The following is a 23,669-nucleotide window of genomic DNA, read 5'->3' as shown; positions in this document are numbered from 1 at the left end:
ATGAATCTTTTTCGTGTCATATTAGTTCTATTTTTTTCTTGCACTCTCACGATTGCTTATTCGCAATCTATTGAGGCTATTAAAAAGAAGAACGAGAAGACGGAAAAGGAGATCGCTTATCTGAACAAGCTGTTGAATACAGCACGTAATGATCAATCGGCTACCGTTCAAAAAATCACGATCATCAATCAAAAGATCGTGAAGGGAAAGGAAATGATTCAATCTCTCACGAGTGAGATAAAATATATTGAGAAGAATATAGATGATAATGAGTCTGTTAAGTCGGGATTAGAGGCGAACCGGAAGCAAATGCTTGATTTTTACGCTAAAATGGTTTACGAGACTTGGAAGAAAAGAAATATTTCGGATAAATTGGTATATATCTTTTCTTCTTCCAGTTTTTCTCAAGCTTATGCGCGATACAAGTATTTTGAGCAGGTTCAGGATTATTCCAAGCGCCAGTTAAAACAGATACAGCAAACGAATGATTCTTTGACGAAGATTAATACCCAGTTGGCAAAATTGATAGCGCAAAAGAATTTGGCGCAGTCTAAAATATCGACTCAGAATAACGAGTTGATTAAAGAGCAGAACGAGGCAAATAAATACGTCGCTGAACTCAAGAAGAAAGAAAAAGAACTCGTTCGAAAATTGAACGCTGAAATAAAAAATCGGGAACGTTTTAAAAAAGAATTGGAGAAACTTATTGCAGCTCAAGCGAAAAAGTCAGGAAGTAAAAATTCTAACTATAAATTAACACCGGAAGAGAAACTTATTTCCGATGATTTCGCTAAAAATAAAGGGAAGTTGCCTTGGCCTGTCGAACAAGGGTTCGTTTCCGAGAAATTCGGGATTAACGTGCATCCGGTGTTCAAACAGGTGAAGTTGAATAATGCAGGTATTACTATTACTACATCGCGGAATGCTGATGTCAGAGCGGTATTTAAAGGTGTGGTAACGGAAATAATGTTTATCCCGGGAGATAATAATGTTGTTATTGTGCGCCATGGAAATTATCTTACGGTCTATTCAAATCTGGTGGAAATCTTCATAAAGAAGGGGGACACCGTGAATGTGAAACAGAAAATTGGTAAGTTGGCGAGTAGTGGAGAAAGTAGTACACTAAATTTTCAGGTATGGAAAGATAAGGATAATTTAGACCCGCAATTATGGTTGACGCCTTGGTAGATTATTTTATGTTGCTCGGGTTGATATTTAAAAATATTTTACCTACATTCGCTAGACTGTAAATTGTGGGACATTGTGGGTATATTTACGTATGTTAGTTTATAAATTAATGGAGTATTTGAAGTATGATCTTGTCTAACGTGTTAGATAATTATATTAGGAAGCATGGACAAACTAGAATTTTCAATTGCCTCGGAAATAGGCAATATCGTTAAAGTTGAGAATTTTATCGATTATTTTTCAGACGTTTATAATGTTGAACCGGATGTGTTCGGCAAGATTAGTTTATGCGTCATAGAAGCCGTGAATAATGCTATTCTTTACGGTAATAAATTGGATCCTTCGAAACACGTGAAATTCACGGTTTATGAGGAAGATAAGCGTTTGTTCGTGACGGTGAAGGACGAAGGTGAAGGTTTCAATTATTCATATATACCCGATCCCACCTTGCCGGATAATATCGAGAAAGATGCCGGGAGAGGGCTTTATTTGATGAAAACGCTTTCTGACGATTTGATTTTTGAAGACGAAGGATCTAAGGTGACCATGGTTTTCAATTTATGAATTGATTAAATGAGTGAGATTTTTTTTTTCAACGAGGGATGTGAATTCCCTGATTTTTTTTCAAAAGAGAGAGTGACTCAATGGCTTCAGCTTGTCGCTGAAGATTACGCGTTAAAGTTGGGTTCTATCTCTTTTATTTTTTGTGATGACGAATATATTCTGGATGTGAACCGGAAATATTTGAATCATGATTATTACACGGACGTAATTACCTTCGATTACAGGGAGGGTAAGGTACTTTCCGGTGATGTATTCATTAGTTTGGATACGGTTCAATCCAATGCTTTGGAATTCGGGACTACCTATGAAGAAGAATTGCATAGGGTGATAGTTCATTCCGTACTTCATTTAATTGGTTTTAAAGATAAATCCGATGAAGACGCGAAAGAAATGCGTTCCAATGAAAATCATTGCTTAGAATTGCTTAAAACACTTTGATATGTCACAATTATTACCGGAATATGATGTTATTGTAGTGGGAGCTGGTCATGCCGGTTGTGAGGCAGCTTGTGCGGCAGCTAATCTTGGATCTAAGACTTTGCTTATTACTCTGGATATGAATAAGATAGCTCAAATGTCTTGTAATCCGGCAATGGGGGGTATAGCTAAAGGACAGATTGTCAGAGAAATAGATGCTTTAGGAGGATATTCGGGTATAGTGACAGACAAGAGTACGATTCAATTTCGGATGCTGAATCTGTCAAAGGGACCTGCCATGTGGAGTCCCCGTGCGCAATGTGACCGTATGGTCTTTTCTTCCGAGTGGAGGGACACGGTGGAACATACCGACCGCCTTGATCTTTGGCAGGATGATGTTACCGAGCTGATTTTAGATAAAGATAGGGTAGTGGGGGTAAAGACTCGTCTGGGTGTTTCTTTTTCGGCACCCCGGGTGGTACTTACCAACGGAACTTTTTTGAACGGGCTGATGCATATCGGGCGGGTAAGTTTTTCCGGTGGTCGTATTTCCGAACCTGCTTCTCATGGTTTGTCCGAGCAATTGTTTGAGCGGGGTTTTACTGTGGGACGTATGAAAACGGGTACGCCGGTACGCATCGACGGTAGAAGCGTAGATTTTTCCAAATTAACCAGACAAGATGGAGATAATGATTTCCATAAATTCTCTTTTCTGAATTTCGCTTATACGAATTCACTTCAGAAAAGACCTTGCTATATTGCCTACACGAATAAAGTCGTTCATGATATTTTGCGGGAAGGTTTTGAAGACAGTCCTCTGTTCAACGGGACTATTAAAAGTATAGGACCCCGTTATTGCCCGAGTATAGAAACTAAACTGGATACTTTTTCAGACCGGGACAGTCATCATTTATTTTTGGAACCGGAAGGGGAGAGGACAACGGAATTTTACTTGAATGGTTTTTCTTCGTCTTTACCTTGGGATATACAGTTGCGTGCATTGCAACAAGTGGAAGGATTCGAGAATGTGAAAATATTCCGCCCCGGTTACGCGATAGAGTATGATTTTTTTCAACCGACACAATTGCATCCGACGCTTGAAACTAAATTGATAAAAGGACTTTATTTTGCGGGTCAGATAAACGGGACTACCGGGTACGAGGAAGCCGCTGCACAAGGTTTGATGGCTGGAATCAATGCGCATCTTTCTCTGCACGAGAATAAGGATTTTATACTGAATCGCGATCAAGCTTATATAGGAGTTTTGATTGACGATCTGGTGACGAAAGGAGTGGACGAACCTTATCGGATGTTTACTTCACGTGCCGAGTATCGTATTTTATTGCGACAAGATGACGCAGATGTAAGATTAACTCCTTTGGGATATTCTATTGGTTTGGTGAAAGAGAATCGTTATTCTATTTTTGAAGATAAGATTTTGAAACGGGATCGCTTGATTGATTTCGTGACTAATTTTAGTATTTCTCCAGAGGAAATAAATCCTACTCTGGAACTTTTTGCTTCTTCTCCGATCCGTCAAAAATTGAAATTGATTGATATTATTTCACGTCCTCAAATTACAATTCCTAAGATCGTGGAGTATATACCCTCACTGAAAGAATTTATTTTTGATAATTCGATTCGGGAAGAAATTGTAGAGGCGGCTGAAGTTTTAATAAAATATTCGGGATATATTGAACGTGAAAAATTGATAGCCGATAAATTGAATCGGCTGGAAAACTTGGTTATTGAGAATAAATTTAATTATATGGAGATAAATTCTCTGTCATACGAGGGGCGTCAAAAATTATCAAAGATTAATCCGAAAACTATTGGACAGGCTTCTCGTATTACAGGAGTGTCCCCTTCAGATATTAATGTTTTATTGATTTTAATGGGGAGATAATCGAATGTTTCACGTGGAACATTTCAAAATGGTGCGAAGGGCACCTTGTAATATAGTTACACCGAATCCTTGAAAAGGGATAAAAGAAAGAGTAAAAACACCACATAAATTACTATTATATGAAAGTAATAGAAGGAAATTTAGTTGACATTGATAATAGAGAATTTTATCCGTGTGCAATCACTATTTCTGAAGGGAAGATTATTTCGATAGAACGTAATTCAAATTCCTATGATCATTATATTTCCCCGGGATTTATAGATGCCCATGTTCATATAGAGAGTTCCATGTTGATGCCTTCTGAATTTTCCAAATTAGTTATCCCAAATGGGACAGTGGGAGTGGTGGCTGACCCACACGAGATAGCTAATGTTTTAGGTGTGGAAGGAATTGAAATGATGATAAAGAACGGGGAAGAAACTCCGTTAAATATTTTCTGGGGGATTCCTTCGTGCGTTCCGGCTACTTCATTAGATAAACCGGGTAATATTTTAACGGTGGAGGATACCGAAGCATTGGCAAAAACCGGTCGATTTACCATGCTTGCCGAAATGATGAATATCCCGGGAGTATTGAATAATGATTCGGAAGTTCTGGCAAAATTGGAAATGGCTAAAAAGTATTCTTTAAGAATAGACGGGCATGCTCCCGGAATGAAGGGAGATGCATTAAGTACATATATCGCGCATGGGATAGAAACAGATCATGAGTCTTCCGTTTTGGATGAAGCAGAAGAAAAGATTTCAAAAGGGATGCAAGTCATGATTCGAGAAGGAAGTGCGGCAAAGAATTACGAGGCATTGAAATCATTAATTGCTACCCGTACCGATAACGTGATGTTTTGCACGGATGATTCCCATGCTGACGATCTTTTAGAAAAAGGACATATCAATTATATCGTGAGAAAAGCAGTGGCAGATGGTTTCGGTATTTTTGATGTTTTACAGGTGGCTTGTATCAATCCGGTACATTTTTATCATTTGGACGTGGGAACCCTTCATGTCGGGGACAAAGCCGATTTTATTGTTTTGGAAGACCTGGAATCATTCGATGTTTATTCTACTTACATCAATGGGGAAGAAGTTTATCGGAAAGGAAGAGATTATAAATTACCCGCATCCCAAATAGAGGTTCTGAATTTATTTCATCATGATGAAATAAAGGATACGGATATTTGTACAGATGTACAAGGAGATATTTCTTGTATAAAAATAATCCCGGACAGTATTGTCACTGAAAAAAAAGTATTACATTTTGATCAGAAAAGCGAACACTTCCAGTCGGATATTTCTTCGGATATATTGAAAATAGTTTACGTGAATCGTTATTTTAATACGCCGCCTCAAGTTGGTTTTATATCCGGTATAGGAATAAAACGGGGGGCGTTTGCTTCTTCTATTTCCCACGATTCCCATAATATTATTGCGGTAGGTTGTACGGATACTGATATTATTGTTGCCATTAATGAAGTCATCAAATCCAAAGGTGGTTTAGTAGTCAATGATGGTCATAAACTATATACCTTGCCTCTGCCGGTAGGAGGAATTATGAGTGATCTGTCCGGAGAGGAAGTTGCCAATCGTTATACGCAATTGAATAAATTGCTTTTGGAGATGGGAACATCCTTAAATTCACCGTTTATGACACTTTCATTTATGGCTTTAGTTGTAATACCCACGCTGAAGATAGGCGAGAAAGGAATATTTGATGTCGAAAAATTTGGATTTGTATAGGAGTTTGAATCTATGACGGATGAATTGGGATTGAAAGAAAAGGTGAGTAAGTTACCTACTTCTCCGGGAGTGTATCAATATTTTGATGCAAATGGAGTTATTATTTATATAGGTAAAGCTAAAAATCTGAAAAATAGAGTTTCATCCTATTTCGTGAAGACAAACCAGTCTTCAAAGACCATGGTTTTAGTCAAAAAGATACGTGATTTAAAGTATATTGTTGTCAACACGGAGGAAGATGCTCTACTACTGGAAAATAACTTGATTAAAAAGTATAAGCCCCGGTATAATATCCTGTTGAAAGATGACAAAACTTACCCGTGGATTTGTATCACGAAAGAAGCTTTCCCTCGGGTATTCATTACTCGCAAGTTTATTCGGAATGGTTCGGAATATTTTGGTCCTTATACTTCTGCAAAATACGCTAACACGCTGATTTCCTTGATAAAAAGTTTGTATAAATTACGTACTTGTAATTTAAATCTCAATAAATCAGCAATATATGGTGAAAAATATAAAGTATGTCTTGAGTACCATATAGGAAATTGTCTTGGTCCTTGCGTGGGATACATGCCGGAAGAGGAATACATGGAGAATATAGTCCAGATTAGGAATATATTGAAGGGAAATATTTCTTCCGTGATCGATTTCATGTCTAAAAGAATGAAAGAATACGCTATTTCGCTTCAATTCGAGAAAGCTCAAGAGATGAAAGAGGCTATAGAAGCCTTAAAGTCACATCAGACAAAATCGACTATTGTTAGTTCTACTATGAATGATATTGATGTATTCTCGTACCTGGAAGATGAAAAGTATGCTTACGTGAATTATTTACGTATTGTTCACGGTGCGGTAAATCAAGTGCATACCATAGAATTGGAAAAGAAACTCGATGAATCGAAAGAATCCTTACTGTCTTTCGGTATTTTTGAAATCCGGCAACTCGTGAATAGCCAATCCAAGGAAATTTTAGTACCTTTTTATCCGGATGTCTTGATGAAAGGATTGAATTATGCTATTCCGCAGCGGGGGGAGAAGAAGCAATTGTTGGATTTGTCAGAGCGAAACGTGAAATTCTTTAAAATGGATCGGGAACGGCAAAGGGGATTGCGCCGACAGGATACCAAATTAGACCTGCTGAACACGATAAAAAATGAATTAAAATTACCCCGTTTACCGCATCGGATGGAATGTTTCGATAACTCTAATATACAAGGGACCAATCCAGTAGCTTCCTGCGTTGTCTTTATCGATGGGAAACCGGCAAAGCGGGAATACCGACGTTTCCACGTGAAAACTGTCATCGGGGCGAATGACTTTGCTTCTATGGAAGAGATTTTATACCGTAGATACCATCGGGTACTGGAAGAAGGTTTGGAGCTTCCCGATTTGATTGTTGTCGATGGAGGTAAAGGACAGTTGAGTTCTGCTGTTGCTACTTTGCAGAAACTGGATTTATTGGAACGGGTGCCTATTATCGGGTTGGCAAAACAGATGGAGGAAATCTATTACCCGGGTGATAAAGATCCTTATTTATTGGCAAAGACATCTGTTGCCTTGAAAACATTGATGCATATCCGGGATGAAGCCCATCGTTTCGGTATTACTTTTCACCGTAAATTGAGGGAAAAAAAGCAAACTGTCAGTGTATTGAGTGAAATAAAAGGTATAGGAGAAAAGACAGAAATAGCTTTATTACAAAATTTTAAAACGGTAAATGCTATTCAATCCGCTTCTCGTGAGGAATTGGCAAAAGTCATTGGAAATGCCAAAGCGAAGATCGTGCACGACCATTTCCATACCCTTGCCTGACCTTATTAACCTATCATTGACCAATCAAAAAGGTAGCATGAACCCTCGTTTACGTTTATGTTACGAAAATACTACGTTTATGCTACGTCCATGGGATAGGGAAAGGGTAGCTTAAGGGGGAGTCGTGGGTATATCTATCATTTCTTTTTTTTATTGAAAATTTTCGGAGATAATTTTTATATTTGCCAATACATTATACGTAAATTTTTCTATTAAAATTTAATATCTTGTTACATAGAGGAGTGTAATATTTGAATCTATGAGTGATGAATTATATACAGTAAAATGGTTGAATGAGAATTATCCTGTACATTTTGAAGTTTTGTACAAATCTATGTACAAACGACTGTATATTCTTGCACGAAATTTTTTGATGGATGAAGAACTTGCAGATGATGTAATCCAAGATGTGTTTATGGGATTATGGAATAAAGGGAAAAATATGCCTGGAGATATACCTTTGGAACGTTATCTGTTCACGTCAGTAAGAAATTTGTGTGTGGATCATCATCGGAAGTTGAACATTGTTGATAAATATCAAAAGCATCTTGTTGAATCTGAAGCTTTTGTTTATTTCCCGTATGAAGAGAAAGAGACGGAACGAGAAATAAAGGTGAAAAAACTTTTGTCCGAATTGCCTGATATGCAGAGACAGGTTTTGGAATTAAGCGTTATGGAGGGATTGAAGTATAAAGAAGTGGCGGAGCGTTTAAATATAGCGGAAGGAACCGTGCATACGCATATTAAAAGAGCGTATAAATATATTAAGACTCATCTGCTTTTTTTGCTGTTGTTTTTGTATGTGATATTCAAATAATGATTTTATGGAAAAAAGAGTGATTTTGTTGTACCCCGAAATAGAAATGAGTTCGTTCTTAGTATTAAGAGAACTAGATTAAATTGAATTCACACAAAAGAAGATGAGGAGACTTATGAGACAGATAGAGTGGGATATCATAGAGCGCAAGTTAGAAGGGCGGCTTTCTTCGGAAGAAGAAAGTTGTTTTAAGGCATGGTGTACGGCAAGCAAAGAGAATAGAGATTATTTCCATAAAGTTGAGAAGTTTTATCGTGAAAATGGCTTTGTCAAGGAGGTGACTGATAAAGATATAAATATTTCTTGGAATAAGTTTGTTACCCGGCAGAAGGGGAGTAAAAAAGGACGGAGACGTATTCTTTCTTATTGGTCTGTTGCAGGTGTTGCTGCTTGTTTATTGATTGGTGTTTTGATTTTTGTTTTGGGAAAAGAGGAGCATGTTGTTCCTTCCGGACAGATAGTGGCTATCCCTGCTGGAGGGAACAGGGCTATTTTGCAATTATCTACTGGGGAGTGCATAGAACTGGAAAATTATTCCAATGAATTGGAAGAGGCTTCAGCGAAAATAGTGAATACGGGTTCGTTATTGAGTTATGAGAAAAAGCAGGATACGTTGGTTCGGGAGGAAATTTTCAATAACGTGACGACTCCACGAGGAGGAGAGTATGGTATAACACTTGCGGACGGAACTAAAGTTTATTTGGGAGCACTTTCTAAGATAGAGTATCCGGTGACGTTCACGGGAAACAGGAGGGTGGTGAAGGCATCCGGGGAAGTGTATTTTGAAGTGGCCCGAGATACCGCTCGTCCCTTTATCGTTGAAATGAAAAATCAACAGATAGAGGTGTTGGGTACAACTTTCAACGTGAGAGATTACGAGGACGAAGTATTCGTGGAAACTACTTTGGTTTCCGGTAAGGTAAAAGTATCTACTGGGGATGAATCTTGTATATTGGCTCCTAATCAACAGAGCGTGTTGGATAAAAAGACAGGAAATATGGTGCAGAGGGACGTGGATGTGGCTGAATTTGTGGATTGGAAGAACGGGAAATTGAATATCCGGAATCAACGTTTGGAAGACATTTTGAACCGGTTGAGCAAATGGTATGACGTTTATATTTTTTACGTGAACGAGGAAGCGAAAGATGCACGATTTTATGCCAATATAGATCGTTATAGCGATATGAATGAGCTTTTGGATAAATTTGAAAAAACCGGTCAGGTGACGTTTAAAATCAAAGGAAACGTGATTAATGTTTCGACAGTAAAATAAGTAGGTGTTACATTTTTTGTTAAATTATTATTAAAACGGGGTGCGATTGTACCCCGTTTTACATTTTTTCCCGTTTTGCAATAAATGAATATTGAAGTCAAGGAATAAAATTTAATAACAAAATGATGTATGAAAAGAAATAGGATTTTTTTTACGGTATTGGTTCTATTGGGAACATTTGTAAGTGTGATGAATTTATCTGCGCAAGAGACAAACGGTGATAAAAAATTGTATGCCAAATCTTTTTTAAATAGGAAAGCTCCGCGTTTGGAAGTTGGAAAATGGTTGACCGACGTGCCGGATATGGAGGGTAAATTCGTGTTGATCGAGTTTTGGGGACCTTCTTGTGCTCCATGTAGGGCAAGTATTCCGACGTTGAACGAATTCAGTAAAAAATTCAAGGATAAACTTGTTGTCATCGGTATTTCCCCAAATAAAGAAGAGTCGGTACGGAAGATGAAAGAACCGGTGATTGAATATTATAGCGCGATAGACACTACAAAAGAGAAATTCATAAAATATTTTGAAGTGAAAGGTTATCCTCATGCCGTGTTGCTTAATAAACACGGATTTGTCTGTTGGGAAGGAAACCCGGTTCAAGAAGGGTATGAATTAACAGCCGAGGTCATCGAGAATCTGATAAAAAAATATAGCCGGGATAACGGGGGAGTGGAAAGAAAATGGGCAAAACCGTTTCTCGGGGAAAAGGCACCGGAATTGGATGTGAACCAGTGGTACCCGGAACAACCGGACACGAAGGGGAAATTTGTGTTGCGGGACTTTTTTGCTTTCCATTGCGGTCCTTGCCGGAAAGCGATTCCGAGATTGAACAGATGGCACAAGGAATTTGCGGATGACATGGTTATCATCGGTTGTTCACGGGATGATATCAGCCGGTTGAGAACCATAGAACCCAAGATAGAGTATTGTTTGGCGAATATCGGTCAGAAGGCCTGGACAGAGATGGAATTGCACGTCTATTCTTACGTGCAGTTGCTTGACCCGAAAGGAATCGTCCGTTGGGAAGGAGTCTGTGTGGATTTGACAGAAGAGAAAATCAAAGAGATCATCGCTAAATATAAATAAGGAACAAGATTTAATAACCAAGGAATATATGAAAAAAAGTAAGATTTTTCTGGTAGTATTTGCCCTGTTGGGAACGTTTTATCACGGGCAAGCACAAAATGTAAAAGAAGTTCAGGATAGTGTAGGTAGTGACGGTAAAGTTCGCAAGACGATCAAAATGGAGGTGAAGAGCATGGAAGATTTGCAGAATCTTTTCAAGGCTCTCGGGGGAGGAAACGTGAAAGTAACGAATACATCCGCGGGGAGTAAACAAGAAACAACCGCCACAAAAAATACCAGAGAGGGAGAAAGCAACGGGGATAAAAAATTGCATGCCAAGTCTTGGTTGAACCGGGAAGCTCTGCGTTTGGAAGTGGACAAGTGGTTGACCGAAGAGCCCGATACGGAAGGCAAATTCGTGTTAATTGATTTTTGGGGGCCTTCTTGCGGTCCATGTAGGGCAAATATCCCGACATTGAATGAAATCAGTAAGAGATTCAAGGATAAACTTGTCGTGATAGGTGTTGCCCCGAATACCGAGGAATTGGTGCGGAAGATGAAAGAACCGGTTATCGAGTATTATAGTGCGATAGACATAAGAGGAAAGAAATATATCCAGAAGTATTTTGAAGTGAAAGGTTATCCTCACGCGGTTTTGCTTGATACGCGGGGAATTGTCCGTTGGGAAGGCAATCCGGGGCAGAAGGGGTATGAATTGACGGCGGAGGTGATCGAGAACCTGATGAAGAAATACAACTACGAGAACGGTGGGATTGATAGAAGTATGGCTAAACCTCTTTTAGGGGAGAAAGCTCCGGAATTGGATGTCAACGAGTGGTACCCGAAAAAACCGAAGACGAAAGGCAAATTCGTGTTGCGGGACTTTTTCAGTTTCCATTGCGGTCCTTGCCGGAAAGCCATTCCGAAATTGAATAGGTGGAACAAAGAATTTGCTGATGATTTAGTAATCATAGGTTGTGCAAGAAACAGCATCAACCAATTGAGAACCATTGAACCCAAAATTGAATACTGTTTGGCGAATACGGGTGAAGCGATTTGGAAAACCATGGAATTGCACGTTCTTTCCTATGTACAGTTGGTTGATCCGAAAGGAATTGTTCGTTGGGAAGGACTTTGCGTGGATTTGACGACCGAGAAAATCAAGGAGATTATAGCTAAGTATAAATAATCAAATTCGGGAAAAGATATGAGAAAAGTATTGTTTATTGCTTGTGCGCTGTTTCTCGTGAATTTAGTGATGGCGCAAGAGAGTAACGGGGATAAAAAAATGTGGGCGAAATCGTATCTGAATCAAAAAGCCCCGGCCTTGGTGGTGGAAAAATGGTTGACGGATGAACCGGATACCCGCGGGAAATTCGTGTTGGTTGACTTTTGGGGACCTTCTTGTGCCCCTTGTCGCAAGGGTATTCCGGATTTGAACGAGTTCAGCAAGAAATTTAAGGATGATCTCGTGGTGATCGGTTTGGCAGGTCATGAGGAACGTGTCGTGAGAGCCATGAAAGAACCGGTCATCGAATATTACAGTGGTATTGACACGAAGAGGACGATGGCAAAGGAAATGAGTATAAGCGGTTTTCCTCACGCGATATTGATTGATCCGGAGGGTATCGTCCGCTGGGAGGGATTTCCTCTTTTGAAGGAGCATGAATTGACGGCGGAAGTGATCGCCGGTATTATCAAGAAGTATGGCAAAAAGGAAGCCGCAGTTCCGGAAAGAATACCGTTGCGCTTATACGCCAAATCAATTATCAATCAGCCAGCACCGGAATTCGTGGTTGAAGCATGGTTGAGTGAAAAGCCGGAGGATATGAAGGGCAAATTTGTTCTGCTTGATTTCTGGGCCACGAAATGCAATCCTTGCAAGAAATTGATCCCGGAACTGAACGAGTGGCACAAAAAATACCGGAAAGATCTGGTAATTATTGGAATTTCAAACGAGAAAGCAGAGAAAGTGAAAGCCATGAAGGAGCCTGTCATCGAGTATTATAATGCCATTGATACCCAGAAACGGATGTTCAATGAGTTACAGATCGGGGCTATTCCTCACGTACTTCTGATTGATCCGGAGGGAATTGTCCGTTGGGAGGGCTACCCGTTGGGAACGGAAAAATTGACAGAGGAGGTTTTGAAAAAAATTATGGAAGAATACCGTAAATAATGATGCGTTTGATAAAGAAATATTTGTGGCTTTTGCCCTGTTTCCTCGTGCTGACGGGAATGGGGCAAAAAGCGAATTACAGGCAGGCGGAGAAGTTTCTTCATCTGGAAAGTTTGGTCGGCACTACAAGTGTGATTCCTAATACATTGAAGGGATCAAGTAAATTCTGGTACAGGTATGAAACGAGGGACGGGGCGCGTTACTATTTGGTGGATCCCGTTGCCGGTTTGCAGCGGGAGTTGTTTGACCGTCAGGAATTGGCGGGGAAAATCAGTAGCGTGACCCATAAGCCGGGGAATTATAAAGATATAAAATTAACCGGTTTTTCTTTGGAAGAGAAGGAGAACGTGTTGTGTTTCAGTTCCGAGGGGGTGCAGTTCAAGTATGACCTCCGGAATGAGCAACTGAGTCAGGTGTTTCCCGATACCGTCACGAAGAAAAAGCAAACTCCCCTTCCGGTTAAAAAGTCGAAAATGAAGTGGGTGGGTAAATATTCGCCTGACAGCAGTTACGTGGTGTATGGCAGGAACCATAACCTTTACCTTGTATCGACAAAAGATTCCGCGGAAACTTGCCTGACGAAGGATGGATGCGAGAAATATTCCTACACGCCCAAAAGCAAGGATTCGGCGAAAATTACCGTCCCGGATATTACCTGGTTTGCCGATTCCCGTCATTTTTACGCGGAACGTACCGATAAGCGGAAGATCGGGGAGCTTTACCTGGTGAACACGACAGGGAAAGGACGCCCGACTTTGAACAGATACGACTATTCCATGCCGGGAGACGAGCATGTGGCGCAACAAGAGCTGCATCTTTTTGACGCTGCCGCGAAAAAAGAGGTGGATCTGGCTGTCGGGAAGTGGAAAGACCAGAAACTGACCGTGCACACCGTGGGGAGGCCTGTCGAGCGCCTCTATTTCGTGCGGAAAAAGAGGAGTTGCAACGAGATGGAACTGTGCCGGGTGTTTCCGGAAACGGGAGAGGTGAAAGTGTTGATCAACGAGGTGTGTGAACCCTATTTCAATGACCAGCTTTTCACATTCCATTTCCTGAATGACGGGGAGGAGATCCTGTGGTGGTCGGAACGCACGGGGCATGGACACTGGTACCGTTACGACGGGGAGGGCCGTTTGAAGAACGCCATGACCTCGGGAGGCTGGACTTCCGGCAAGATCGTGCGGATAGATACCGTGAAGCAACTCATTTATTTCGAGGCTTACGGGCAAGGAGAAGCGGGAGAGAGTCCTTATTACGCCCGGCTGAATAAAGCCCGTTTCGACGGACGGGGAGGGAGCAAGATATTGACCCCGGAACAGGCCACTCACAAGGTGACATTCTTATCGGGAGGGAAGTATTTCGTGGATAATTATTCCCGGGCAGACCTGGAACCGCGCAGTGTGGTGAGAAACACGGACGGGAAGGTCGTTGTAGAGCTCTGTTCGCCCGATTTAACCTTGCTTTACGAGACGGGGTGGCGTATGCCGGAACCATTCACGGTGAAGGCGGCAGACGGGGAGACGGATCTTTTCGGTTACATGTGGAAGCCCGTTGATTTCGATTCCACCCGGAATTATCCCATCATCTCCTATGTTTATCCCGGACCGCAAACCGAGGCAGTCCCTTTGGAGTTTTCCGTTTCCACGGGATTTAATAACGCAGCCCTTGCCCAGGTCGGTTTTATCGTCGTGACTTTCGGTCACCGGGGAGGAAGCCCTTTGCGCGACAGGTGGTACCATACATACGGGTACGGTAATTTGCGGGATTATCCGCTGGCGGATGACAAATGCGGTATAGAGCAACTGGCTCACCGGTATTCGTTTATAGATCCGTCGAGAGTCGGCATATTCGGCCATTCCGGCGGGGGATTCATGTCAACGGCGGCTCTTTGCACTTACCCGGATTTTTACACGGCGGCTGTTTCTTCTGCCGGGAACCATGATAACAATATTTATAATATCTGGTGGGGAGAGACGCATCACGGAATCAAAGAGGCGACCGGCAAAACCGCGAAAAAGAAGCCACAAGCGGCTGATACGACGAAAATGGCTAAAGAGAGCGCATGTTTTGAGAAACCCTATATTCCGACGAATATCGAGTTGGCGAAGCATTTGAAAGGGCACTTGCTCTTGGTTGCCGGGGACGCGGACAATAATGTCCATCCGGCGAATACACTCCGTATGGTGGATGCCCTGATTCGGGTCGGGAAAAATTTTGAGATGCTTGTTCTTCCCGGGCAAGGCCATGCTTACCGGGGGGAATCCTTGGAATTTTTCAGGCGCAAGATGTGGTTCCATTTTGCCAAACATCTGTTACATGATTATTCCATGGAGCAGTACACGGAGATCGACGAGTACATGCGCCTGACTTCTTTGCGCACGGAATAAAGATTTTGATAAAAAAAATGAGGACTATGTACCCCATTTAGAGATGTTTTTCGTTTTTAAAGAAAAAAAATTAATATAGCAACCTAAAACAATAACATGATGAAAAGAAATGTAGGAATTCTATGGGGTATATTCTTATCCATTTTTATTGCAGCTTGTACGGATGTATATAAGGAAGATGATTCAGACTTGTCGCAAGACGAGGAAGTCATTCCTCCCGGCGAAACATACACGCCGGAGCGGGCGCACACGTTAAATGTCGTGTATTATGTCCCGAATGACGTGGAGGACAATCCGGATTGGCACTACCGGTTGTCCGGAGTGACGTTGCATATCCAAAAATTCTTCCACGAATGTTTTATGCGCTACCGGGTGGACCGGAAATTCGGGCTGGAGTTGAATGACGTGAATCCGGCATTCGTGCGGATTCATTATATCAAGAGTGCACGGAACGTGTTCGACATGAAGGTGGCGAATATCGCGGATATGGCGAAAGAGGTGTTGGCGTATTTCGAGAAGAATGCGACGGAGAAGAAGAGCGACCATTATTTGGTGTGGATGCCGGAGTACACGGGGAGTTTTATCCAACACTATTATCCCTCCGAGCACGAGGGCATGGCATTTTGCGGGTGCGTGAATGACCGCTTCCGTATCAAATATTTTGAATCGGCACGTGCCCGTGCGACCTTCTTGTCGAAGTTGGGATACGTGTTGAAGGCTTTCGCCCAGGCTTGCTTTTTGCCGGAGAGCAATGCCGGGTCGGAGTCCGCGTTCTTGTCTTTGATGGGAGCCTTTGAACGTACGGGGGCTACTTCTACAAGTACGAATTATTCCCCGAATTATAATTGCCGGATGTATGCCGGGATACCGGGAAAATCCGGTGCCCGCCCGACTTTAGGGACCCCGGACAAGATTCGCCTGATGTTGTGGGATGTCCGTTATTTGATGGGGACGCAGTTGTTTAATGACCATTATTCTTACGAGCCGTTCGACGTGGATATCGAGGGGGTCGATATTCGTTCCAAGGTGTACCGTTCTTCGGTGGAGGCAGACACGGGAAGGGTCGTGGGGCCCTATTATACCACGGATACGATACGCGTTTCCTGTACTTTCCGGACGGATGCCGAATTGGATGGCGTCGTATTGCTTGATGACCCGTGGCAAAGTATGGGTAAGAGTGTAGGTCAGTTGGATACCTTAAATGACCGGAAAGCCACTTTCGAGTCGGGATTTGACGCGTATGGCGTGTATGCCAGTTCTTCTACCTTTGAGCAGCTCGGGGAGAACACGTATCGGGTGGAATTTGAATTCCCATTGGGAAATCATTTCAATATAAGCCGTTGGGATTGGACGACAAACGGTACGGGGACCGGATACGTACAGAATTTCGGGTATTGCCTGCATGAACTTCGTTTCCGTTTTGTCGGTAAGAACGGAATGGCTTACCCGCATGCTCCGGTTTCGATTAAAGGTCCCGCCGAATCCTTGGACGGGAAGGTAAAGCCGGGATTGCGCAACCGGTACCGTGTGTATCGCGATAAGGTGGGTTGGAAATTCTATTATTACGTGGATATCGCGGAGCGTTACGGTTATTGGGAAGGAGAGGATGAGGCTGTAGTAGAAGAGGAGGAGTAGGTCCATAAAGTCCATAAGGTCTATAAGGTCGTAAGGTCAGAATATTACAAAATTGTAAAGGATTGTAATGATAACCAGTAGATTGTAGAGTATTTGACTTTATGGACTTTCAGAACCGAAGGTTCGACTTTATGGACCTTATAAACTAGGAGGTGTGTTTTTTGACACACCTCTTTTTTTGTTGTATAATATTAGAAAAAAAAGTTGGGAATCGAGGAGAAAAAAAATAATTTTATGTACCCATAAATGCAATCGTTTACGTTTTGGTTATAAAAAGACAGAATAAATATCAATGTTTAATTAACCAAATACTGATTTATGGGAAAAAGGAATTTGTACTTTTTGTTTCGGGGAGACCCGAGACTGGTAAGATTAGTAAAGAAGATGAAATTGTTAGTCTTGTTTGTCATGCTATCGGCGAGTACGTTGTGGGCGAACGTTACGGCGCAGGAGATGAAATTGGATTTGCGGGTGGAACACAAATCTTTGGTAGAGGTAATCGATTTGCTTAAATTGAAATCAGGTTTTTCGTTTATCTACTCTGCCTCGGACGTGGAGAAAATCAGTGACATCTCGATGGATGTGCAGGGGAAGACGCTGCGCGAGATCCTGGATATGGCGTTGTCGGGGACGAATCTGATGTACACGATCGAGAACGAGTTGATCATTCTGAAGCGGATGACGATGATGCAACAAGTGAACAAGAGAACCGTGAAGGGAGTTGTATTAGGGACTTCTCCCAAGGACACGTTGCCCGGGGTATCGGTCGTGGTGAAGGGGAGTACGAAGGGGGTTACCACCGATGTACACGGGAAATTCACGATGGTCATTCCGGACGGGGATGACGTGGTCCTGGTGTTCTCGTTTGTCGGAAAGAAAAAGAAAGAGGTGAAATACACGGGACAGGAGATGATGCGGGTGGTGCTGGAAGATGAGGCGCAGGCCTTGGAGGAGGTGGTGATCAATGCCGGTTACCAGCAGATCGACAAGCGTAAATTGACAAGTGCGGTCACCACGTTGAAGATGGATGATATCATGACCCCGGGGATGAGCACGTTGGACCAGATGCTGGAGGGGCGTGTCCCCGGTATGATCTTCATGCAGAATTCCGGCCAGGTGGGGGCTTCTCCCCGTCTGCGCATCCGGGGAACCTCCACGGTGTTGGGTTCGCAGGAGCCGTTGTGGGTCATTGACGGTATCATTCAAGAGGATCCAGTCAATGTGGATCCCGCCCAGTTGAATGATTTAGATTTCGTGAACTTGTTGGGGAACGCCATTTCGGGCCTGAATCCCGAGGATATCGAACAGATTGACGTGTTGAAAGATGCTTCCGCCACGGCATTGTACGGAACCCGTGCGGCGAATGGCGTCATCGTGATTACCACGAAACAGGGTAAAGAGGGACCACCCCAGATCCGATACAGTCTGGGAGGTACTTTTTCACGGCGTCCCCGTTATTCGGACCGGGCGGTGAACGTGATGAATTCGGCGGAACGTGTGGCGTATTCCCGGGACGTGATCGAGAAGGGCGTGGGATACAAGAATCATTACCAGGATTGCTGGATCGGGTATGAAGAGGCTTACGAAAATTACCGGAACGGTTTGATGACGTTCGAGGAATACAATGATAAAGTTGCCTATTACGAGAGTTTGAATACCGATTGGTTTGATGTGATTTGCCGCGACGCATTTTCCCACAAACATACGCTTTCCGTGTCGGGAGGTTCGAAGAACATGAAATATTATGTGTCGGTGGGGTATAACCGGGAAAATGGCGTACTCCAGAAGGAAAAAGGCGACCGTTACACGGCAAACACGAACATCTCGCTGAATTACAACCGGTTTAACGTGCAATTCAAGTTAGGAGGAAATGTCCAAAAACAGGACCATACGCCCAATTCCGTGGGGTTGATGGATTACGCTTATAACGCGAGCCGTGCCGTTCCGGTTTTCAACGAGGACGGTTCCTATTTCTTTTACCCGCAAAAGGGTACGGGGAGTGACGTGAAGGTATGGTATAATATTTTGAATGAACGGGATCATTCGTATAATAAAATTGACCGGAATAGTTTGAATTTTTCCACCAGTATAAACTATAATATCTTCGAGAATTTAAAGTTGACGGGAACCTTTTCGTACGCGACAACCAACACGAAGGACGAAACTTACTGGGGAGAGGAAACGTTTTACGTGAAGTCGTTGAAAAAATTGTTTACTTCGAAAGATAACGAGAAGGATCTTGATGCGCATTTAGCATCATCGTATTATAAAAGTCAGACATTAATCCCTTATGGCGGGGAGTTGTCCCGGAACGAGACGAAAAACGAGAACTATATGGCCCGTTTGCAGGTGCAGTATAACCTTTACCTGGATGAAGCGCGTGACCATCTGATGACGTTCATGGGAGGTTGGGAGCTCTCTTCCTCGAATTACACGGGGTTGGATAAAACCTTCCGGAACTATCTGCCGGATCGGGGGATGTTAATCGGCAATTTCAACTCCGAGGAGTACGGGGAATACACGAAGTGGTACACGACCAATTCGAAGGCTTTAGGCGTGTTGAAAGACCAGAAGACCAACCGTATTTCAGCTTACGGGGCTTTTAACTACAGTTACCAGAACCGCTATATTTTCAATGCCAATATGCGCGTGGATTACTCGAATGCCTTCGGGGATCGAGCCCGGGATAAATTCTTACCGATCTGGTCCGCTTCGGGACGTTGGAATATCAAAGAAGATATTCTGAGTGATTCGTGGTGGGTGAACGAGTTGGCGTTAAAGTTGTCATACGGTTGGCAGGGAACGACCCACGCCTCCATGAATCCGGATTTGGTGATGACGCAAGGAGGTGCCAATCTGGCTTTCGGCGGGGATTTCGGGTCCTCGATCAAATCTTTCCCCAACCCGGACCTGGAGTGGGAGAAGACCAACAGCATCAACGCATCGATCGATTTCTCGTTATTCAAGAACAAGTTGAACGGTTCGTTGTCTTATTACTACAAGAAGACAAAAGATGCCTTTTTGACGAAAAAGGTGTCCGCGGTGAACGGGGTCTCTTCTTATATGGTGAACGAGGGGACGGTAGAGAACCAGGGATTGGAGGTTTCCTTGAATATCAACCCTGTCAATACGGCTGTCGGGGGGAACCGGAAGGGCTTCTCCTGGAGGATTGACCCGCAGTTGGGGCAAGTGGTGAATAAATTGTTGAACAAGGTGCTGGAAACGGATAAATATGACCCGATGCACGATGATTACGTGTACACGGATTACCTGAACGGAACCGCCCATATTTCGGGGAAACCGTTGAATTCGTTCTATTCTTACGAGTTTGCCGGCTTGAGCCCGGATGACGGACGCCCGACGTTTGCCCGCATCGGGGAGGAGTATTTCGAGCAGTACGTGGACATGAAGGACTCGGAAGTCTACACCACCGTGATGAAATACTCGGGTTGCCGGGTGCCTTACCTGCAAGGCGGTATCAATAATACATTCTCGTGGAACGGTTTCGTGTTGAATTTTAATCTGGCATACAGCATCGGGTCGAAAATACGCCTGTTGAAATTGTATAACCCGGAGGCAGCTACCATGGCCTATTCCCCGATTCAGAACATCCGGAAGGAGATGACAAAGCGTTGGCAACATCCGGGCGACGAAAAATACACGAATATCCCGGGAGTGTTGGGGAATACAGCTTATCAACAAACCTTGACCGACGTGTGGTGGAGCAGTGAGACCTACGATTTCGGGAAAAATATCTGGGAGATGTATAATTATGCGGATATCCGGGTGGTCAGTGGTAATTATTTGAAGTTGCAGAGCTTGAATTTGCGTTACGTGTTCCCGGATTCCGTGTGTAAGAAATTGAATCTGAGTTCGCTTTACGTGTCGTTGTCAGGGACGAATTTGTTTACCTGGAGTGCGAAAGAGCTGAAGGGACAAGACCCGACCTCGCAGTCCGGTTCGGCAGATAAAATTAGCGTGGGGGTCGCCCCGACGTATACTTTAAGTGTTAATCTCGCATTTTAAAACATGGAATATATGAAAAGATATAGCGTTGTAATATGGATCGGATTGCTCTTCTGGGGATTGACGGGATGCAGTGATTTCCTGGAGGAAGAGTCGAACGGGATAGCGTATGCCACGAATTGCAAGGCACTGGACGAATTGCTGGTGGGTAGCGGCTATATGGAGCACAAAGTGGTGAATAGTATGGAAAGCACTTTGGATCCCAAGGGGAAAAAGGGGAGTGTCTATTTCCCCTGGCTGCTCGTGATGGACGATGATGCCGAGGGATTTCTTGCCGGGGACTTTTCCGCAACTTCCCCTTACACGAAACTGTACGGGTATTACACGTGGCAGGCGGAGCCCAATAATGTAGAGAGTGTACTTTACACCGACCAGAACTGGAGCCGGCTGTACGAGCATATCGGCGTGGCGAATGTCGTGCTGGATAAGGTAGAGGAGTTTACGCACGACACGGAGTCGGCACGCAATGCCATCCGGGGACAGGCCCATTTCATCCGGGCGACAGATTATTATTTTTTAGTGAATTTTTACGCGAAGGCGTATGATCCGATCACGGCAGCTTCGGATTTGGGCGTACCGATCAAGACGACGCCTTACGTGGTGGACGAGAATTATGTCCGGGATCCGGTGGCAAGCGTGTACAACCTGATCGTGGATGATTTGAAAAAAGCGATTCACTATCTGGATGGATACGAGCCCACCACGAAACGGCGGGCGACAAAAGCTGCTGCGCAAGTATTCTTGAGCCGCGTGTATTGCTACATGGGGCAGTGGGATTCTGTACCTGCATTGTGCAACGCGGTGTTGAGTAATAACTTGAAATACTCGTTGAAGGATTTGAAAAAAGTGTACCCGATGGTTTCCACGTCGAAAGATACTTCGTGGATGGACACGAATTCCCCGGAGGTGATTTTTACCCAAGGCTCCAATAGTATCAACGGCGTGTTTGCGCTGATGAAGTCGAGTTCGGGTAGTGAGAAAAAATCCATGGCGGCATTCCGTATTTCGGATGATCTGGTAAACACGTTCAAGAAAAGAACGAATGAAGCGACGGGAGAAAAGGATTGCCGGCCGGATGTATTTTTCAAAACGGATGCTTTCCACTGTTATTATTTGCCGCGCAAGACGAAAGCGACTGCCGAGGGAGCAAAAAATCAGGAGTATCAGTTCGTTTCGGATGTTTTCACCCTTCGCGTATCGGAGGCATATTTAAATCTTGCCGAGGCTTATGCCATGACGGACCAGGAGGGGCTTGCCCGCGAGACCCTGGGCAAATTAATGGAGATGCGTATTCAGAATTTGCAGCCGATCACGGAGAGCGGGGAGGCACTGGTAAAATTGATACGCGAGGAGCGTCGCCGGGAGTTGTGTTTCGAGGGACACCGTTGGTTTGATTTGAGACGTTATGCCGTTTCCCCGAAATATCCGGAGTTGAAAAGCCTCCGGCACAAAACTTATGATTATTCTTACGCGGGGAACAGTGCCCCGGGAATTTATAACGGGTATTACCTGTTGCCCGAGTACCCGGACGGGGGCTGGGTGTTTAAAATCCCGACGGACGAGATCAAACAGACAGAGGGAGCCATTGTAGATAATAACCGAGAAGATTGTATGTTTTATGGAAACTAAAATGATGAAATTAAATATGATGATTGGCGGGTTGTTCCTGTTGCTTTTTTGTGCAGCCTGCGGTAATGACGAAGCGGAACCTTCGCGCATGGAGAAAGACTGGTACGTGATTGAATACGACCCGAATGCCGGAGAGGTGGACCAATTGATTTACGAGATATACAAAGAGACGGGATTCGCTATTTTTTATAGCGACACGTTGGGAACACAAACCCGTTACGACCAAGGGGGTAACCCGTATGTGTACTACGAGCTGTTCCGTCCCGGTTATCTTTTGAGCGAAGGGGAACGAGCTTCTACCATAACGTACACCATGGAGCGGGACGAGAAACGCTTGAAAGAGATGGTGGAACTGCTGAGGGATTACGCTTTTAAACCGTTTATGGCTCCCGGTAATTTCGGTCCCCAGTTTAAGGGACAGTTCGGTCCCCACGCTTTTATCATTTTGGATATCCTGGACAAAACGGTAAAGCATACCCCGGACACGTTGGTGAAGGATTTGGGAAATATCGGCTTGAGTACGAGATATATGATGACGAAAGAGAAGAAGGGTGTGAATAATGTTACTTATTTTTCTTTGGAGGAGATGACGGAAGAAGATAAGGTCGTGTACGGGTGGAATTTAAGTATGTACGTGCTGCAGGATTATTTAGGAAAATATTATACCGAGGAGTTTACGGCTTACCAGGATATCACGAAAGAGGCCCCGGAGCCGGATCCTAATCCGACTAAGGGTTATGAATGTTATGTTTTGGGGAAACCTTACAATATAAAGAATTACGTGATGGATATCACCAACCCGAGGAAATATGGCGTACTGACGTTTGGGCAAAATAATGGTTCTTCCATCTGGATGCCTTCCGTTTTGCAGGATCTTTCGAATTTTACCCGCATGATCTACACGAAGAGCGATGCCGAGATCCGGGAGGAACATGCCGATTACGAGATGGTTATCAGAAGATACGAGGCGTTGTTGAAGATTTTGAAAGACGCGGGACTGACGCATTTCATCAAAAAGTAATAGATCGATTTTTCATG

16 protein-coding genes are annotated in these 23,669 nt (G+C 43.4%); all 16 read left to right on the top strand.

Annotated elements, in window-relative coordinates; all coding sequences use genetic code 11:
• The 16 genes from BN8899_RS08990 to BN8899_RS08915 all read left to right on the top strand — a co-directional run bounded on the left by BN8899_RS08990 (position 1) and on the right by BN8899_RS08915 (position 23,652).
• Positions 1-1,188 carry a murein hydrolase activator EnvC family protein gene (locus BN8899_RS08990; RefSeq protein ID WP_018337878.1) on the top strand — a complete coding sequence of 396 codons (1,188 nt, stop codon included), beginning with the start codon at positions 1-3 and terminating at the stop codon, positions 1,186-1,188.
• A 165-nt stretch (positions 1,189-1,353) separates the two neighbouring features.
• Positions 1,354-1,752, top strand: a complete 399-nt coding sequence (locus BN8899_RS08985) for an ATP-binding protein (RefSeq protein WP_065219156.1) — start codon at positions 1,354-1,356, stop codon at positions 1,750-1,752.
• A gap of 9 nt (positions 1,753-1,761) precedes the next feature.
• The gene (gene ybeY, locus BN8899_RS08980; RefSeq protein WP_065219155.1) at positions 1,762-2,190 is read left to right on the top strand and encodes an rRNA maturation RNase YbeY; all 429 of its coding nucleotides are present in this window, start codon (positions 1,762-1,764) and stop codon (positions 2,188-2,190) included.
• A 1-nt stretch (position 2,191) separates the two neighbouring features.
• Positions 2,192-4,075, top strand: coding sequence for a tRNA uridine-5-carboxymethylaminomethyl(34) synthesis enzyme MnmG (gene mnmG / locus BN8899_RS08975; protein ID WP_065219154.1), 1,884 nt, complete (start codon positions 2,192-2,194; stop codon positions 4,073-4,075).
• 119 nt (positions 4,076-4,194) lie between these two features.
• Entirely contained in the window at positions 4,195-5,808 is a 1,614-nt protein-coding gene (ade, locus tag BN8899_RS08970; protein WP_065219153.1) for an adenine deaminase, read from the top strand.
• A gap of 12 nt (positions 5,809-5,820) precedes the next feature.
• A complete protein-coding gene (uvrC, locus tag BN8899_RS08965) occupies positions 5,821-7,620 on the top strand; it encodes an excinuclease ABC subunit UvrC (RefSeq protein WP_018337883.1) in 1,800 nt (599 codons plus the stop codon).
• A gap of 259 nt (positions 7,621-7,879) precedes the next feature.
• Positions 7,880-8,437: an RNA polymerase sigma factor gene (locus BN8899_RS08960; protein WP_065219152.1), complete on the top strand. Its 558-nt coding sequence runs from the start codon at positions 7,880-7,882 to the stop codon at positions 8,435-8,437.
• A gap of 115 nt (positions 8,438-8,552) precedes the next feature.
• The gene (locus BN8899_RS08955; protein ID WP_065219151.1) at positions 8,553-9,710 is read left to right on the top strand and encodes a FecR family protein; all 1,158 of its coding nucleotides are present in this window, start codon (positions 8,553-8,555) and stop codon (positions 9,708-9,710) included.
• A gap of 129 nt (positions 9,711-9,839) precedes the next feature.
• Positions 9,840-10,796: a TlpA family protein disulfide reductase gene (locus tag BN8899_RS20375; RefSeq protein WP_082986974.1), complete on the top strand. Its 957-nt coding sequence runs from the start codon at positions 9,840-9,842 to the stop codon at positions 10,794-10,796.
• Positions 10,797-10,824: 28 nt separating this feature from the next.
• Entirely contained in the window at positions 10,825-11,964 is a 1,140-nt protein-coding gene (locus tag BN8899_RS08945; protein WP_065219150.1) for a TlpA family protein disulfide reductase, read from the top strand.
• Between the two features lie 18 nt (positions 11,965-11,982).
• Positions 11,983-12,954, top strand: a complete 972-nt coding sequence (locus BN8899_RS08940; RefSeq protein WP_065219149.1) for a TlpA family protein disulfide reductase — start codon at positions 11,983-11,985, stop codon at positions 12,952-12,954.
• Positions 12,954-15,341, top strand: a complete 2,388-nt coding sequence (locus tag BN8899_RS08935) for a S9 family peptidase (RefSeq protein WP_065219148.1) — start codon at positions 12,954-12,956, stop codon at positions 15,339-15,341. Before BN8899_RS08940 ends, BN8899_RS08935 begins: the two co-directional genes overlap by 1 nt.
• 96 nt (positions 15,342-15,437) lie before the next feature.
• The gene (locus BN8899_RS08930; RefSeq protein ID WP_065219147.1) at positions 15,438-16,976 is read left to right on the top strand and encodes a hypothetical protein; all 1,539 of its coding nucleotides are present in this window, start codon (positions 15,438-15,440) and stop codon (positions 16,974-16,976) included.
• 318 nt (positions 16,977-17,294) lie between these two features.
• Entirely contained in the window at positions 17,295-21,002 is a 3,708-nt protein-coding gene (locus BN8899_RS08925; protein WP_065219146.1) for a SusC/RagA family TonB-linked outer membrane protein, read from the top strand.
• Positions 21,003-21,014: 12 nt separating this feature from the next.
• Positions 21,015-22,631: a RagB/SusD family nutrient uptake outer membrane protein gene (locus tag BN8899_RS08920; protein WP_187376831.1), complete on the top strand. Its 1,617-nt coding sequence runs from the start codon at positions 21,015-21,017 to the stop codon at positions 22,629-22,631.
• Position 22,632: 1 nt separating this feature from the next.
• The gene (locus BN8899_RS08915) at positions 22,633-23,652 is read left to right on the top strand and encodes a hypothetical protein (protein WP_065219144.1); all 1,020 of its coding nucleotides are present in this window, start codon (positions 22,633-22,635) and stop codon (positions 23,650-23,652) included.
• Positions 23,653-23,669 lie beyond the last annotated feature (17 nt).

The organism is Butyricimonas sp. Marseille-P2440 (assembly GCF_900091675.1).
GTDB classification, from domain to species: Bacteria; Bacteroidota; Bacteroidia; order Bacteroidales; family Marinifilaceae; genus Butyricimonas; species Butyricimonas synergistica.
The sequence above is the reverse complement of the archived record's forward strand: the minus strand, read 5'-3'. Positions and strand labels throughout refer to the sequence as shown.